Source organism: Thermocladium sp. ECH_B (genome assembly GCA_001516585.1).
Classification (GTDB): domain Archaea; phylum Thermoproteota; class Thermoprotei; order Thermoproteales; family Thermocladiaceae; genus Thermocladium.
Window position 1 is genome coordinate 1 of the sequence record LOBW01000039.1, and the last position, 16,653, is coordinate 16,653.

A 16,653-nucleotide genomic window follows, 5' to 3' on the forward strand; every position below is an offset into this window, starting at 1 on the left:
ATACATGCGGGCCAGGTTCGCAAAGGCCCGGAGGCTCAGGGATTATGAGCACGTCTCGACCCTGATGAGGGATGTATTGGCGATTATTTATTCACATGAATAATGGGACCCTCCTCTTCTTCGGCGGCTTCGGCACCATTATCCACATGGCGCCTGAAACCAGTCCCAGCATTGATAATGCCTCTAATCCATTTATGAGCCCCACGTAGCTGGCTAGGACGCCGGCGATGAGGGGACCAATCACGTTGCCCCCCGTTATTCCAATATTCCACACCACGCTATTCGCGCTTCCGACCTGATTCTGGGGAAATAAGTCGCCAACTATTGAGAGTATGACGGGGAAGTTGCTTAGGGCGAAGAACTCGAAGAGGAATGCGAGGGCCAGGTTCTTAGTGTATACTAATCCAATGAATGCGAGGGATGCGCCAATGGAGGTTACGGCGGCCATTAATCTCCGCCCCGCCTTATCGCTTAGCCAACCGAGGAGGGGTTGCCCTATTATGGCGGATGAGAGCACTATTGCCATGGTTGCCCCAATGTCCCCCAGCCTTATGTTTAGGTATTGATTCAGGTAGATGGATATGAATCCATTTGTTCCCTGGACGAAGGCGTTCCTCATCATTGTTATGATCGTTAGAAGGATCACTAGCACTATTAATTCCCGCCCCATTGCTTCCCTAGGCTTCTCCGTTCCCTTAATCGTTATTCGGCCCCCGCTGGCCATGAATGCCGCCGCCCCAATCACTAGGGACACAACGGCGAATATCCAGACATTGCTTGGATCCAGGCCCGCGCCTATGAATATGGCGAGGGATGCTAGGTATGGGTAAGCCGATCTCCCTATGCTGCCGAATGCCCCATTTATGCCGAGGGCCGCCCCCGCGTTTCCCCCATAAGCCTCCGAGAGCACTGCCGCTCCAGTGGGGTGGTAAAACGTGCTGGCCACCCCCATTAGTATCACGGAGGCGAACATCGTGGGGAGGAAGTAATTGCCGGCGAGGAATGATGCCGCCAATGCGATTAATCCAATGGTCCACAGCATCATGCCTAGCGCCATGCTTCTCAACGCGCTTCCCAGGGCCTTAATCGTGAGGGGAACAAGTGGGCTTGCGAGGGCGCCGAGGAGTCCGAGGAGCGAGTACATTAATCCAATGGTGATGGGGGAGACGTTGTATGGCGGCTTGCTTATTATTGGGAAAATCAGGTAGGGAAGTATGGCTAGGTTCCCATCATTAATGAAGTGGCCAATGGATGTTAAGGCCAACTTCTTAGTGTTATTCACGGGGTCGCCGCGTGGGTTTGGCTTTTAAAAATTAACTCGTTAATTTTTTTGGAGGAAGCAATTATGGGCTTGCCCATGGGTACCCCCAGGACCCGAATGAATGGCCTGCACTTAACCCTCAATAGAAATAATGCATTGTCGTGCCTCCTCCCGGCCTCAATGTAGGCCTCCAGGTTCCCGACGCCCTTCGAGATCACTAGGCCGCTTCCAGCAATGTACCTCTCATATATCTCATCGCTGAGGAACGCGGGCAACCTGTTGCCGGTCTCCACGACCTTGATTCCAGGCAACTTGCTTCTAACGTAGCCAGCGGTGACGTCTGTCTCATACGGGAGGCTCCTGCTGATCACTGTGACATCAACGCTATTGCTGAGCGCCTTAATTAGAGCCGCATCCACGGCGAATTCCCCCGCATTATCGGTCACGTAAACCACGTTGCCTGCGCTGGTTATGTGTCTCAAGTCATCCTCCGCGNTCCCCATTAGGATCGGTTCCTCCCTCAGCCTCTCAATCATCTTCTCGGCATCAAATGCGTAATCCTTCATTGGGGCATCCACGGAGTTGGCGGCTGCCGCCATCTTGATCAACTCGGGCAGCGAGGGATTCATTCTAGTTATGGACTTCTCAACGGCCTCCTCCACATTACTCTTTAATTCCAAATATGGATCGCTAACCCCAAGGAGCTTGGTCTCCTCCTCGAAAGTGGCAGCGAATAGCCTTGACCTGCCTAAGCCATAATTCTCCTCAACAGACTTAATGATGCTGATTATATTGCTTGGATCATTGCTCCCGAACTTCTTTAGCTCCATAATCCTCGAGGAGAGCGCGCATAAGGCGCACTCATGTTGGTCGAGGTACCACACTGGTTGCCCCGGGGTTTACTTATTATAAATGTTTTGAGCACATCGACGCATCCACTCCTTGCGAGTCCCGTTAAACCAACGCCGGTGTAGGGACTCGCCTAACTCGGATATGCTTTGCACGAAAAGATTAATAGAGGGGAGGAATTAATTACTGCGTGGATAGTAAGGATGTCAAGTACATAAGGGCGGAGCTGGATGACCTCCTCGCCAGTAATGAGGACGCCATTATGCTCATTGGAAGCAGTGACTGGGGAAGCAATGTATTGCCGATATGGATAGGCATAATGGAGGCATTCAGCATAAAGAAGGCGCTAGGGGAAGCCCAATTCCCGCGCCCCCTAACACAGGACCTAGTGATGGAGGTAATAGAGGCGCTGAGCGGCAGCATTGAGAAGGTAACCATAGATGCATTATTGGGGCACACATATACGGCCACGATTTACCTCAAGGATAGGAACGGCAAGATACATTACATAGATGCGAGGCCAAGCGATGCAGTAGCCATAGCTCTCAGGGCCGATGCGCCAATATTCGTCGCGTCCCACCTATACCAATACACTAAGCCCAAGGACGCCATAATAACGGAACTAGACGCATCAAATATAGACCTAGACATGGAGGAGTAATCACGAAAGATGCCCCACCAACTCAACTACGTTCATTAATTCTTTATATGCATGGGGGAAACCTCGCCATTTATGGCGGGGATGAGGAAAATAACTTCAAAAAGCCCAGCTTACTAGGATGTTTGGTAGCCCGCGTTAAAGGCGGGTACTAACGGCAGGGCGGGAGCCGCCCGCAGCGCCCGTGGAGCTCCGCCCACTACCCGTGACGATGGGCAAGGCGGGGCAAGGAAGCGGGAAGCCCCTTAAGGGCGGGGTAGCTCACCGGAGCCTGGATCCCCATCCTCATAATAAATGATGGCTTTCTTGATTTTCTTATTAATTAGCTTACAAGTGGATTCTATCTATGTGGTGCTTTCTTGAGGATGATGGGGAAAAATCGTTTCCTGGATTTGCCTTGGTACGTGTTGTTAGAGGGGCTCGAAGTACTCTATGTCATTTATGCTTCCCTGTCTCTTTTCGCGCCACTTTGGCTTCACCTTCATGCCTATGCTTGGCCTATCCGTCTTCAAGTAATGGATTAATCCGCCGCTTACGCCCGGGAACTCTATGAATGCCAGGGTCACTGGTTTCTCCAGTTTATTGCCGTTTAAGTCCTCCCTAATCACAGTGAATGTTCTCACTATGCCCATTGGCTCTATCTCAACGGTCTCCGTCACTTGCTGGAAATCGATTGGGCAGAAGCCCTTTGGAGGCATATGAATGGTGCCGCACTTACTGCACTTACCTGCTACTAATTTACCGTTCCTGAGGCCCTCGAGGAACTTGGTTCCAATGGGGCCGGCCGTGTATATGTACTCCTCTATCTCCATTACCTCGCGGAAGTATTTTGTGTCGCTCATGGAATCACCTCGAAGCACTCTATATCCCTTACTGAACCCGTTTTCTCGCTTCTCCACTTCGCCTTAACCCTCTTGCCGAATATCCTCCTGCTCTTCACGTCGTCCTCCGTTGCTCCGCATATGTAATGCATCACGCCTGGATAGAAGGTCTCATCCACGGCGTAATCCCCATAACCCTCCGGTAGATCCAGCTTAATTACTCCAACCACGAGGGGCTTCTCAATTCTTTCCCTAGTGGTCGATATATACGTGAGGACAGCCGTTTGAATGGTTCCCTCATCCCTCACGTAGACCCACTCGCTCAACTCGCGGAAGCAGTGGCTACAGTATATCCTGGGCGGCACGTACACCCTACGGCAGTGACTGCAAACGGTTCCAATTATTCTTCCCCGCCTCAACTCGTCGAGGAACCTGCCTAGAGCTATGCCGGTCGTGTACCTATACTTCGCGCTGGGCTTCGCCGCCTCCTTCACCACGGCCTCGAAGTCCTTCTCGGATAGGGGTGTGCCTAGGTACTTGCTCATTCCCATCACCTCACGTGTTCCTCATCACTATTACCGTCCCAGCCTGCATTAGGTCACCCCAGGCCTGGGCTAGTCCAGTATATACCGGCTTCTTTACTTGTCTCTTACCGGCCTTACCAGAGAGCTGGTAATATATCTCTGCCACCTTCATTAGTCCCGCCGCCGCTATGGGGTTCCCGACCCCCAGTAATCCCCCTGATGGATTGATGGGTAAGTCCCCATCCCTCTGGGTAACTCCCTCCCTCGTCAATCTCGGCGCCTCTCCTCTACCCGCTAATCCAAGTCCCTCCATGTGATGCAGCTCCTTGTAGTCGAACGGGTCATAAACCTCCGCCACATCTATCTCCCGCCTTGGATTATTTATGCCCGCCATCTTGTAAGCCATTTCGCCCGCCCTCCTCACGTAGGCTGGGAACGCGAGTTCCCTATTGGTCCAATGAGTCGTGTCCAGCGTGAAGCCGACGCCATCTATCCACACTGGGTTATCAGTGACGCGCCTAGCCACCTTCTCGCTTGTCAAGACTAGGGCAGCGGCGCCGTCGCTCACGGGGCTAATGTCGAGTTGCTGCACGGGCCACACGAGCGTCTCGCTGCTGAGGACCTTCTCCACCGTTATGTTGGGATCCGGTAACTGGGCGGATGGGTGATCCACGGCATTCCTCTTATTCTTAACCGAGACGAGCGCAATGTCCTCCTTCTTGATGTTGTACTTATTCATGTATCTATGCATCTCCATGGCGAATATCCAGATCAGGTTCGGGTCAAGGGGCTTCTCCACTATGGGGTCCCATATGTAGCGGAAAACGTATTGTGGATGGGGCTTGGCGGCGCTGCTCATCTTCTCCTCCGCCACCACTAGAACTGTGTCGAAGAGGCCGCTGGCCACGTGCCACCACCCCGCTATTGGCGTGAAGACTCCCGTCGCTCCCCCCACGTAGACCCTCATGGTTGGCTTATTAATGCCGCCGGCCCCCTCGCTTAGGTACTCCCCCTTTAGGTGAACCCCATCAAATGCATCCGGGGCGGAGCCAATGACAACTGCATCCACGTCCTTAAGGGTTAATCCAGCATCATCCAGCGCCTGCTTGGCGGCGATCCACGCCAACTCCTTCGGCGTATCCAGCATTCTGCGCCTAAATAGCGTTAATCCAGCCCCAACCACTGCGACGCGCTGCTTGAGTTCAGTATTCATCTTCATAGGCATCACCTCCCCAGAACCACCACTGAACTAGTTGTTGTGGGCACTCCTCTCCATCCATGAATGACGGCGGTCTCCGCTGGGGCTTGATCGCCCCTCAGCGATTCAACGGCGTAGAGCAGTCTCGCCAATCCATGCGCCTCAAGGGGCACGCCCTCCCCCAATGCGCCTCCGCTTGGGTTAATGGGTAACCTGCCCCCAGGCTCGAATGCGCCATCCCTCATGAGCTTCACCGCTTCTCCCCGGGGCGAGAGTCCGAGTGCCTCTATGAATTGAAGCTCCTTGAATGAGTACCTATTATCGATTTCAGCTAATTGAATTGATTTCTGGGGATCATCTATCCCAGCCATCTTATAAGCCATCCGGGCCGCAGTGGCGGCGTGGAGCGGGTACTCCATGTCGTGTAGTTCCCATTGGGATGTCTCTGTGGCCCACCCAACTCCCCTAACCCAGATCGGCGTATCGGTGAATTTACCCGCAGCCTCCTCGCTTGCTAGAACAATGACTATGGCGGCATCAATCAGTGGAGCCACGTCCAGCCTCCTCAGGGGATCCAGGATCTTCTCGCCGCCCAAGTAATCATCCTCCCCAATATTCATTGCGAAGGAGGCCCTGGGATTCTTAATCGCGTTCCTCTTCGCCCTCACCACTATGTGGGCTAAGTCCTCCTCGGTGGCGCCGGTTCTATGCATGTATAGCCTGGCCTCGAGCGCCGCCAAGGCATGTGGATTCCTCACTCGTAGTGGCGCCATAGTTATTGGATCCATGGACATATTAATTATGTCCCCCAGGGTCTCTATGTCGCTGGGCTTAGCATGTGACTCCACGGCAACGACATCGAATTGCCCGCTCCTTATCATCATGTAGGCCGATGCGAGTCCCTGCAAGCCGTCCCCGGCCACGGTGTAGACGGGCCTCATTGCTCCCCCCAATTGGTCCGGAGCGAATTCATCGGCTATTGAGATGCCCTCCCAAAAGTCTTCCTGTGAACTGACGAATGCATCGATGTCTTTTCGTGGGTCAAGTCCGCCTGCATCCATGTATGCCCTATTGGCGGCCTTATACGTCATTTCCCTGAAGGAGTACGTGGAGGTCTCGGGCTGGAAGCCGAACCAGCCGACGCCTATTATTCCTACTCTAGGCATATACTCGCTGAATATAGATTGTTTTAAAGCATTATGTATCATATCAATTTTACTCTTATAGTAAGACTAGGGATAAATACCAATTAGTCAAATATAAGGGGCTCACCAGGAATATGAAGCCTCGCTCCTCAGGGCGGGGAGGAGTCAGCAGGAATATTTGGGTATCTATTTTATCAGGTATCCTTATATAATTTAATTGAACGGGTAATGCATGCCCACGATAAGGGTCAAGCTAACCCCCACCGAGTACGCCGCGTTGGCGGCTAAGTGCAGCGAGGAGGACCTAATCAACCTAGATGAGTGCATAAATCACCTGCTGGAGGAGAAAATCAAGTCTTTACTATCATACCGGGTTCAATTCATCACGTAGATTCAGCAGCACCATCAGCCCTAATCACAGTTAAGCAAGGAGGAGCCGGCACTTAAAAATTACGCCCAGATCGATTCGCGCAGCCGCACTTGACTAGTGCATTCCTATAATCATCCTCCTCCATCACCATGTAATACGCGTCCTCCCCATCGCTGTAGTAAGACCTTATTTGATCCCTCACCTGGAACCCCAAGTCCCTATAGAGTCCCTGCGCAACGTAATTACTGACCCTGACCTCAAGCACTATTCTATCAATGGAGTCCCCGAGGCTGCACATGGAGGCGCACATCAATTTCCTGCCTAACCCCCGCCCCCTATAATCCTTAATGAGTCCCACCGCCACGACGTGCCCCTGCCGGGGGGCATCAATGCAGGAAATAATGTAGCCAATGGGTTTATCCCCATCATATGCAATGAATGAGAACCGGGAGCAGCTTCTGCAGAGCCAGGAAATGAATGATAATGTGTACTGCTCGCTCGGCTTAAAGATTCGCCGCTCAAGCCCCTCGATCTTATCCATATCCCCCTCGCCGCACTTGACCAGCTTAATCATGAAACCACCAACGCAAAGCCGTAGGGCTCCAATTCAATCTTGCTTATGTCCCCACCCGTAATTAAATCTGTCCCCACAGCGTCCACCGCCATCTGCCTCCCAGAAAAATTACCCACTAACTCAACGAGTCTCCGCCCCCATCGCTTCACCCTAACCACGCCGCTTGCAACTTCAATGCTCCACGCCCTGCGCCTAAGCTCCGGCAGCTCCCTCCTTGCCTCCCTTAACCTCTTAATGAGGCTCAGGGTCTCCAAGTCCCACTCGCCTGGATCCCAAATCATTTGCCTCCTATTATCAGGATCGGGGCCCCCCGGTAATCCAACCTCATCCCCGTAATAAATCATGGGGACCCCAGGCAACGTGAAGACTAGGGCTAAGCCAAGCCTAACTGGTTTGGGATTGCCCTGAGCCACGGTGAGTAGCCGCGGAGTATCGTGGTTATCAATGAAGTTCCACGACGCGTATAGGAAGCCCCTCGGCAGCAACTGCAGCCTCCTCACCTCCCGCTCATTAATGCTGCCCCTCACTGCATTATTAATGAATCTATAAACGGCGAAGTCCGTGACTCCATGCATGCTGCAAACCCATGGATCAGGCTCGCCCCAGACCTCGCCCAGAACATACGCGTCTCTCCTGGCGCTCGTGATTGCTTCCGTGAATTCTCTCCAGAATGAGGGGGGCACGCCGTGAGCCACGTCCAGCCTCCACCCATCAGCGCCGGCCCTCACCCAGTACTCCCCAACATCCTTCACGAGCCTCCTGACGCCCTCGTTGCCGTAATTCAGCCTCGGCATCTTCCTCACGGATAGGAAGGCCTCATAATTGAATTGAGAGGGATCGGCCCTATCCCCATTTATGATGAACCAATCATGAAATGGACTCTTGACGCCCCTCTCCACGACATCCTGAAAAAGGGGATGCATTGAGGACACGTGGTTAAAGACGCCGTCCAGAATCACCCTAATCCCCATGGAGTGAGCCCTATCCATGAATTCCAGGAGCCCAGCGTTGCCGCCGTACTCCTCCTTAACCTTGAAGTAATTCGTGACGTCGTAGCCGTGGTAGGATGGGGATTCCCACACTGGATTCAGGTACACTGCGTCAGCCACATCCGCCACGTGGCTCAACTTATCCCCCAAGTCCTTGAAGTCCCTCATGAAGCTGCTCGGAAACACTTGATAAATAATAGAGTCAAGAACCCATTGCGGAGGCTCCAAGTCGCAGCCCCCCTCCACGCCCGAGGACTCGCGTTCCCACCACCTTAATCCATCCACTTCGCCCAAGTCAAGGTAACCCTCCGGCTCCATGCTCCTCGTCCTAACCCTCTCCAGACCTGCCCCGGGGTCCCGGAATCGCCATGAGGATCCGCTGAATGCCTCCACATCGCTGATCAATTGTAATCTACAAGCATCCCCGAATGTATCTATCTTAACCGTGTCGCTGCAGTCCCCAAGGAACTTGTCCCTCGCGTTAAGCATGAAGGCATAGTAATGATTCCCCTCCCTAATCCTGAACTCCCCCACCCACTCATCCTCGCCGATCCTGCTGAGGGGCGCAGTGCCTGGATGCCATGAAGTGAATGACCCGATCACATACACCGAGCTGGCCTTGGCCTTCACCCTGAACTCCACGGTGGCGTAAATATCATCGCTCCTCTCCCACTTGATTACCCTATGCATTCCTCTCCGGCCATCGCTCGTGGCATTTATAAAGAGATGGGTTGCCGCTCCCCTCCCCGCCTTGAGGGGCGAGGCTCGCGTTCTCCCTCACCTCACTAATACCAGAGACCCCGCCCGTAAGGACGGTGGTTTACCGCCGTGTTTAGGGGATAAAAATAAAAAATACCCGCAACTGCATTGGAGGGCATGAATAGCGTTGAGGATAAGTATGAATGCACTTACGCGTTTCTGGGGGTCTGTAATGATGACATGGATAAGTACAGGCAATTATTGAGCGATGCATTGAGTAGGGCTAGGCGCGAGAGCGGTAGGTTAATAGTTATTTCGGTCCTGTGCCCCAGCATTGATTATAATAAGTACTTATTGACCGCTAATGAGGTGACGGCCAATAATATGGATGCCAGGATAGAGCTTTATGAGGCCAGCGGCGCGGAGGGAGCCATGAAGATATTTAACCTATTGACCCAGAAATGCGTCCCCGTCAAGGTGTATGCGGATATCGACGTGAAGCCGGAGGGGGTGGAGGTAGTTAAGTTGTGATTAAGCTTGCAAGGGCTGACTGCATGATGAGCCGGGCTATGATGATGCGGTGAACACCTTGATAAAGTGCGTCCTCCTCGATTTCTGGAACACCGTGGCGCGCTTCAGGGATGAGGAGCTATTCCTCAAGGAATTAAATGAGCTGGGGATGCAGTTATGCGGTGTTGATTCCCTGGCCGAGGCTTATGAGGAGGTAAGGAAATGCACCAATATATTGAGGAGGGCCAGCATGGTTGAGATAAATATAGATGCCGAGGCCGCGCTAATAAGCCACTATACTGGGTGCTCGCCATCCATGGTTAAGGAGGCCATCACGAGGGCCTTCATAGATAATTCAGTGCCAACGCCCTGCTCCCTAGACGTGATTAGGGACCTCCTATCGGGGGGCTTTGGGGTCGCCATAGTCTCCAATGTGACTCACCGGGCCTTCATCACGGGCTTCATGAAGAAGTTCAAGTATCCCCGCATACCGATAATAAGCAGCGATAGGACTCTACGCAGGAAGCCTCACCCCTACATATTCAGGAGAGCGCTTCGGGTGCTTGGGTGTAGGCCGGGGGAGGCCGTTATGGTGGGGGATGAGGAGAACGATATGGGAGCCGAATCGCTGGGCTTAATCACTGTGGCCGTGGGCGGTAAGGCAAGGGCGCGCCTAGCGATAGAGGACCTATGCGGTCTCCCCGCGGTTTTGAGGAGCATTAATGCATAGCTGACCTCCTCCCCGCCCTAAAGGGGCGAGGCTTTCCGCCCCTTAACCCCCATTTTGGTAAGGAGCGCGGTAAGTCCCGGTAAGGTCGTTTCCCGGAAAAAGTTTATCTTTAAGGGCTTCATTGCTTTGGCATGGGCTTTCGGGCGGTCATATCAACCCAAACCCCCCTCGTGAGGTTCAGGGCATCAATGGAGGACATACTGATCAAGTACGGCGAGTCGGATTGCATTGATGTGGAGTCAATGGATCCAGAGGATTACCAGAAGAGCCCCGGCGGCGTGACGGCCATGGTTGGGCCCATGGTTGCTTCCCTAATGAGGAGCGGGGAATTCTCGGCAGTGCGTTGGGTCTCCTTTAACCCAAGCGCCCCGCCCTGCTTTAGGTATGGTGGGATAGAGAATCACAGCGTCTACATGACGAGCGATAAGGTGCCTCTCTACACTAACTTCAAGGAGTCCCTCTGGAACGAGATTCACGGCATCTCCCGGATGAGGCTTAATAAGGAGGAGTACGAGGCCTTCGCCTCCTTTAATTGGTTAACCGCCGAGAGGCTGATGCAGTTCCTTACCGAGGTGGACCTGTATTGGGTTCATGATTTTCAATTAATGCTGGTCAGCAACATGATTGGTCCATCTGCCCCCGTGGTGTATCAGTGGCACATACCATTCGTGCCATCCTTGATGCAGCCCCTCATGGCTAGATTCATACTGAAGAACATGGAGACCGCGGACTCCCTGATAGTTAGCACCAGGAGGGAAATGGAGGGACTCACTAGGCTTGGGTACCATGGCCGCGCCTTCCAGCTCTATCCCTGGATAGATGAGTCGCAGCACGTTGTGTCCCCGGGGGCAGTTGAGGAGGCCCTTGCCAAGTATGGACTGGAGGGTAAGGAGATAATTCTCCTCGTGGCCAGGATGGATCCCATAAAGCGGCAGGACATAGCGATTCAGGCATTCGGTAAGGTGGCTAAGGAGAGGAGGGACCTTGTCCTGGTCCTCGTTGGGGACGGCAGCTTCACCAGCTCCGGGCTTGGCCACAGCAAGGGCGCGGCTTGGAGGAGTAAGTTATTGGGGATGGTGCGGGAACTGGGCCTTGAGGATAGGGTTAAAATGCTTGGATTCGTGGATGATAAGCGATTAGCGGCGCTATATGAGGCGAGTCGCCTAGTTATATTGCCCTCCCAACTCGAGGGCTTCGGCATAACCACCCTTGAGGCTTGGATACACGGTAAGCCAGTGATAGTGAGCAGTGGAGCCGGGTCATCCGAGCTAGTGGCGAATGGAGTGAATGGATTCGTGTTCAGGGCCAATGATGTGGAGGACTTGGCTGGGAGAATGATGGATGCGCTTAAAATGGATGGCGACTCCATGGGGAGAAACGGGAGGCAAATAGCCATGATGAACACCATGGATAAGGCCATGAATAGATTAAAGGAGATATTCAGGGAAACAATAGAGGCATCGAGCCCCGGCTCCGAGCAATGATAAAACTAACGACAAACCTCGCCATTCAGGGCGGGGAGGAGGTCAGCCTCCATCAGAGTCCCTGAACGGCTTCATTCAGGGATGCCCGCGCCTATTTGGTGCTAGGAGGGGCCCCAGGAGCGTCGTTGCCATTATCATTAGCACTGTTTCGCTATAGAGCTGGGGAGTTATTATTCCCATGCTGTACCCCGTGGCCGCTATCACGAGTCCAACCTCTCCCCTGGGAATCATCATTGCCCCAATCAGCGCCGAGTCCCTTGGCTTCCTCGTGAATGGTAGGGAGAACATCATTGCGCCAAGCGCCTTAGTGGCGACGGCTATTGATGTGACTATTAGGACGCCTAAATCAATGCTTGGATTCAGGAATTCCTGGAGCGGAACCTCGGCTCCAAGAGTGGCGAAGAATAGGGGCCCCAGGCTGGACTCCAGCGTTTGGGAGAAGGAGCGAGCCCTCTCCTTTACCAGGGACTCCCCCACGGAGATGCCGGCGAGGTAGGCGCCGACGACTGGGGATAATCCAACCATGACTGAGATGCCGCTCATTGCGAACGCGGCCGCGAGCGATGATGACTCTATTAACTCCGGCCTCTTTATTGCATTCATTGCTCTAGGTATTATCATTAGGGAGGCCACGAGCATCGCCGTCCACACCGCAACGAGGGCCACGGCCGTCTCTATTGCTAGTCTTATGCTGACGTGGCTAGCGGTTGCCAGGGTGAGAACCACGGCGAGGGAAACTATGCCCACCACGTCATCGAGCACCACGGCGTTATATATTAATTCCCACACGTTCCTGTTCTCCACGTTATCCAGGAGCTTAACCACAACAGCAGTGCTCGTCGCCATGAAGGTTGCGCCGAGGAGCATCGCGGCCTTAATGTCGTGGATCTCCATGAAGTAATAGTAATAGGCCGCCATGAATGGCACGGCGGCTCCCCCCACCGCAACGACGAGGCCCTTACCCCCGCTCCTCCTAAGCGGCGCGAAGCCTTCCCCGACTCCGGACGAGAAGATGAGGAATATGAGGGCTATGTCGGATATGGCTAGGACATAATCATTTATATCGATTAGGTTGAATCCAATGAATCTGTAGAGCAATGTATTGATTAGGAGGCCGGCCGCGTATGGACCCATTATCATTCCCCCAAGGATCTCCCCCACTATGTGGTTAATCCCAATGCGCTCGAATGCGACGCCGATGATCTTTGAGACGGAGACCAGCATCCCCACGGTTATTAATGCGTAGTAGACGTCGCTCACGGCCCATTCAGTTGGCCTTATTTATTAAATGTTTTGGCATCAATGCGCTCTCCTCACCACGCGCCTCCGGGGCACTGGGAGGGGCTTCGCGGAGTACCTTATGTTCCTGGTGTCGAGGACCGTGAACGGCGCTCCACAGTAAGGGCAGCGCGGACCTATTCTCTGCAGCAGTATTTGAAGAAGCTCGGGCGGGGTCCTCAATTTCCTGAATACCGCAATGTCGTGGCCGCAGTGCTGGCAGTAAACTATTATGGCCATAGCCTTAACTCCATGCGTCATGTATATAAATGTAAGCCTTAAGAATATTGGGTAATATTATGAGAATTGAGGCCGGGGTAACCCGTCCGCTTCATTGCGTCTTCGACGGGCCTCTGTGGAGGTTACCTCTTGCCTCTCGCTTCGCAGGAATTAATAAGTTTTACCCCCATTGATGGGCGTCCTCCACCCCTTGAGGGAGTTGCTTTATGGGGATGATGGGAACATCATTCGGTGAAGGGCTTCCCCTCTTTTTCTCTTTTCTTCGCGGTAATGCTTAAATACCCTATATAGATGCATGGGCTCGGTGGGATAATTGCAATACTTGATGTGATTGGCGTCTCTTTTAATTATAGGACAGAGAAGGGGGTGTTGCCCGTCCTCAGCAATGTATCGTTTGAGGCGGGCGAGAATCAATTCGTCTCCATAATAGCCCCCTCGGGAACCGGCAAGACGACTCTCCTCAAGATAATAAGCGGCCTCGTTAAGCCCGATAAGGGTAAGATTCTCCTAAGGGGTGAGGAGGTGACTGAGCCGACTCCCCTCATCTCCATGATTTACCAGGACTTCGCCCTATACCCCTGGCTAACCGCCCTTCAGAACGTGGAGTTAGCGCTTCTCCACAAGAAGCTGCCGCGCGAGGAGAGGCGTCGCCGGGCCCAGGCAATGCTTGAGTTAGTTGGGTTGGGGGGATTCGAGGATTACTACCCCAAGGAGATGAGCGGCGGCATGAGGCAGCGCGTCGCCATTGCCAGGGCGCTGGTGGCGAAGCCCTTGGTCCTCTTGATGGATGAGCCATTCGCCAGCCTCGACGCCATAACCGCTGAGGGGTTGAGGAGGGAGGTCCTCGACATAGTGTTCAGCAAGGAGTCCACAGTTAAGTCAGTGATAATGGTTAGCCATAATATCGAGGAGGTGGTGGAGTTATCGGATAAGGTTGTGATTCTGGGGGGAAGGCCCGCCACAGTGGTGTCCCAGGTACCCATTGAATTGCCGAGGCCGCGGAACTCGAGGGACCCCGTCTTTAACGAAGTGGTGGATAGGCTTTACTCCATAATATCCACTACCGTTAAGGAGGCGCGGTGATATGCTTCCCCCCATTCTCCTGATCCTATTGGCGGGGCTCGCCACGCTGGGCCGCGTCTTCGCCATGATTGGCCTCACGATAGTGACTGGGTGGTTCCTGGGGTACTTGGCCGCTAAGAATAGAACTGTTGAATCGATCTTCCTATCCACGACTCAAACCCTGGAGGGGGTTCCCATAGTCACGTTCTTCCCCCTCGTCCTAGCAATATTTCTGGGCCATTTACCTCATGGGATTGGGGTTGAGTTATCGGTTGATTTCCTGGTCTTCACCGGCGTGGCCTGGAATATTTGGGTGGGGCAGTACGAGGCGATAAAGACGATTAGCCAGAACCTGGAGGACGTGGCGAACATGTTTAGCCTCACCTTCATGGAGAAAATGAGGCACCTCTATATACCATCCACAATACCGAGAACTGTGGCTAACGTGGTCACGAGTTTCGCTGTCGGCCTCTTCTACATAACTGTGAGCGAGGTCATAACGGTGGGCACCACGGAGTACTCCGCGTTCGGCATAGGCACGCTCATCTATAATTACACGGAGTCCGGCTTAATTGATATGGCCATTGCCTCCCTAGGGGTCCTCGTGGCACTAGTGGTGGCGGTCACGTACTTCATTCTTTACCCACTCATTGACTGGTCCATGAAGTTCACCTACGACCCACTCCTCACGGCTCCAGCGTCCCGATTGGCGGCGCTGCCCAGCAGGTTGAGGGGGGGAATGGTGAGGGGCGTGAGGAGGTTGAGGAGGGTTCTGCCCGAGAGGCCCTTAACGCCCGCGAGCAGGGCTAGATTAGTGTCCCTGAACTCCAGGCAGAGGGCCTACGGTAGGTTAAGGCCCAGGGTTCCCCGCTACGCCTCGATGATCATAGGCGCGGCCCTGGCCGGGTTATTCATGTACGCGGTTTACCTCGCGTTCACGGGTCCCGCCGCGTTCTCCATGTTTAGCGACTTGAGGAGCCACCTGGATCTCTACCTATACTTGCTGGGGCTGGATTACTTGAGGGTCCTCATAGTCACCGTAGCCTCCCTGGCAACGGCAATAGTTGCGGCGTACGTGATGGCTGTGAAGAGGAGCGCCGAATCCATCTTAATCTATGTCCTCGAGACCCTTGCCTCGATACCTGCCCCCTCATATATCCCCCTCATTGCCACTCCATTCGTGACCGCCGTGGCTAGGTTCCTGGGCTTCGATGGAGCCCTCGAGTCCCTGGCTTTAGTGACTGCCTACCTAAGCACGGTGTGGTATATACTATACAATACTTACATTGGGGTCAAGTCAATACCGAGGGAGCTATGGGAACTCAGCGCAACGTATAGATTCACCATTCTACAGAAGATGAGGTACCTCGTCCTCCCAGGGGCATTCCCCGCAATGGTGACGGGGCTCGCAAGCACCGTGGGAAGCACGTGGGGCGGGCTCCAGTTGGCGGAGTACATTCAATTGGGGAATAAGTACTACATGGTGAACGGCATATCCGGATTAATGGATTACTACGTCTCCACGGGCAACGTGGCTGGACTAAACGCCACCTCGCTCCTCCTCGCAATCACCATAGTGGCCCTAAGCGTGGGGCTATGGAGAACATTATTCAGCTACTCCAGGAGGCGCTTCAGGATGGAAGGTGCATTCAAAATGTGACCCCCTCCCCTGAAGGGCGAGATCCTCCATTCGTTTTATGAAGGCCCGACCCCCTTGTGCTGGACTATATTGAAGGGGGTAGCCCAAGCATGTCGAGGATTCTGGTTCGCTCCATTCTTTGGGGACACATGGATGAATCGATTTAGTACCTATATATCTTTACCCCCTTGCCCTTAGCGTAAGCCTCTACCTCCCCGCCTATGTATGAGCCCGTTAGAATAGGCACGGTGGGTTTATTCAGGTTTCGCTGCACCACCTCGGCCTTAGCGAGGAGGGCGCCCACGTCATTAATGGTGGGCCTTACCTTAACCTCCACAACATACACCGCCCTATCCGTCGTCACCAATAAGTCTATTTCCACGCCGTCTAAGTTAATATTCCTGACGCGTTGCTCCACGGTTTCTCCCCTGGCCTTCACCTCATCCTTCAAGTCCTCCAAAACATAGCGGCTATATTGGCTCTCCACGGATGCGCCCAACTCAAGCTCTATCCTGGAGAACCGCTTCATAGCCTCTTCCCATTTCTTGTCGTTTTCTTCCCATCTCTTGAAGTTCTCTTCCCATTTCTTGTCGTTCTCTATCCATCTTTTCTCGTTCATTTC

Annotated in this window: 16 protein-coding genes and 1 pseudogene; 6 read left to right on the plus strand and 11 right to left on the minus strand. The window is 53.6% G+C overall.

Translation table 11 applies throughout. From position 1 onward, the window contains the following. Positions 1-91: 91 nt before the first annotated feature. Both AT710_05880 and AT710_05885 read right to left on the minus strand, forming a co-directional pair. Positions 92-1,282, minus strand: coding sequence for a hypothetical protein (locus AT710_05880; GenBank protein ID KUO91696.1), 1,191 nt, complete (start codon positions 1,280-1,282; stop codon positions 92-94). Next, positions 1,279-2,145 (minus strand): hypothetical protein, encoded by an 867-nt coding sequence (locus AT710_05885; GenBank protein KUO91697.1) that lies wholly within the window; start codon positions 2,143-2,145, stop codon positions 1,279-1,281. Before AT710_05885 ends, AT710_05880 begins: the two co-directional genes overlap by 4 nt. 227 nt (positions 2,146-2,372) lie before the next feature. Between AT710_05885 and AT710_05890 the strand changes: the two are divergent. Continuing rightward, positions 2,373-2,708: pseudogene (locus AT710_05890) on the plus strand. 470 nt (positions 2,709-3,178) lie between these two features. On the opposite strand, the gene AT710_05895 reads toward AT710_05890, so the two are convergent. The 6 genes from AT710_05895 to AT710_05920 form a co-directional block, all read right to left on the minus strand. Then, complete coding sequence (locus tag AT710_05895) at positions 3,179-3,610, minus strand: cobalt transporter ApaG (GenBank protein ID KUO91698.1); 432 nt, start codon at positions 3,608-3,610, stop codon at positions 3,179-3,181. Next, a complete protein-coding gene (locus tag AT710_05900; GenBank protein ID KUO91709.1) occupies positions 3,607-4,134 on the minus strand; it encodes a DNA-binding protein in 528 nt (175 codons plus the stop codon). Before AT710_05900 ends, AT710_05895 begins: the two co-directional genes overlap by 4 nt. Positions 4,135-4,144: 10 nt before the next feature. Next, positions 4,145-5,332 carry an acetyl-CoA acetyltransferase gene (locus AT710_05905; protein ID KUO91710.1) on the minus strand — a complete coding sequence of 396 codons (1,188 nt, stop codon included), beginning with the start codon at positions 5,330-5,332 and terminating at the stop codon, positions 4,145-4,147. A 5-nt stretch (positions 5,333-5,337) separates the two neighbouring features. Continuing rightward, positions 5,338-6,477: an acetyl-CoA acetyltransferase gene (locus AT710_05910; GenBank protein KUO91699.1), complete on the minus strand. Its 1,140-nt coding sequence runs from the start codon at positions 6,475-6,477 to the stop codon at positions 5,338-5,340. A 422-nt stretch (positions 6,478-6,899) separates the two neighbouring features. Then, positions 6,900-7,400, minus strand: coding sequence for a ribosomal-protein-alanine acetyltransferase (locus tag AT710_05915; GenBank protein ID KUO91700.1), 501 nt, complete (start codon positions 7,398-7,400; stop codon positions 6,900-6,902). Beyond that, positions 7,397-9,079, minus strand: coding sequence for a hypothetical protein (locus AT710_05920; protein ID KUO91701.1), 1,683 nt, complete (start codon positions 9,077-9,079; stop codon positions 7,397-7,399). Before AT710_05920 ends, AT710_05915 begins: the two co-directional genes overlap by 4 nt. Before the next feature lie 186 nt (positions 9,080-9,265). Here AT710_05920 and AT710_05925 point away from each other — a divergent pair, with 186 nt between their 5' ends. The 3 genes from AT710_05925 to AT710_05935 all read left to right on the plus strand — a co-directional run bounded on the left by AT710_05925 (position 9,266) and on the right by AT710_05935 (position 11,812). Continuing rightward, positions 9,266-9,619: a hypothetical protein gene (locus tag AT710_05925; protein ID KUO91702.1), complete on the plus strand. Its 354-nt coding sequence runs from the start codon at positions 9,266-9,268 to the stop codon at positions 9,617-9,619. 94 nt (positions 9,620-9,713) lie between these two features. Continuing rightward, positions 9,714-10,328 (plus strand): hypothetical protein, encoded by a 615-nt coding sequence (locus AT710_05930; GenBank protein ID KUO91703.1) that lies wholly within the window; start codon positions 9,714-9,716, stop codon positions 10,326-10,328. A gap of 131 nt (positions 10,329-10,459) precedes the next feature. Then, a complete protein-coding gene (locus AT710_05935; GenBank protein KUO91704.1) occupies positions 10,460-11,812 on the plus strand; it encodes a hypothetical protein in 1,353 nt (450 codons plus the stop codon). A 75-nt stretch (positions 11,813-11,887) separates the two neighbouring features. Here the strand turns inward: AT710_05935 and AT710_05940 are convergent, their stop codons facing one another. Next, entirely contained in the window at positions 11,888-13,072 is a 1,185-nt protein-coding gene (locus AT710_05940) for a hypothetical protein (protein KUO91705.1), read from the minus strand. 39 nt (positions 13,073-13,111) lie between these two features. Continuing rightward, complete coding sequence (locus AT710_05945; GenBank protein KUO91706.1) at positions 13,112-13,351, minus strand: hypothetical protein; 240 nt, start codon at positions 13,349-13,351, stop codon at positions 13,112-13,114. Between the two features lie 348 nt (positions 13,352-13,699). Here AT710_05945 and AT710_05950 point away from each other — a divergent pair, with 348 nt between their 5' ends. Both AT710_05950 and AT710_05955 read left to right on the plus strand, forming a co-directional pair. Next, positions 13,700-14,413 carry a nitrate/sulfonate/bicarbonate ABC transporter ATP-binding protein gene (locus tag AT710_05950; GenBank protein ID KUO91711.1) on the plus strand — a complete coding sequence of 238 codons (714 nt, stop codon included), beginning with the start codon at positions 13,700-13,702 and terminating at the stop codon, positions 14,411-14,413. Position 14,414: 1 nt separating this feature from the next. Next, complete coding sequence (locus tag AT710_05955) at positions 14,415-16,052, plus strand: hypothetical protein (protein KUO91707.1); 1,638 nt, start codon at positions 14,415-14,417, stop codon at positions 16,050-16,052. 142 nt (positions 16,053-16,194) lie between these two features. On the opposite strand, the gene AT710_05960 is transcribed toward AT710_05955, so the two are convergent. Continuing rightward, positions 16,195-16,650 (minus strand): hypothetical protein, encoded by a 456-nt coding sequence (locus tag AT710_05960; GenBank protein KUO91708.1) that lies wholly within the window; start codon positions 16,648-16,650, stop codon positions 16,195-16,197. Positions 16,651-16,653: the final 3 nt, after the last annotated feature.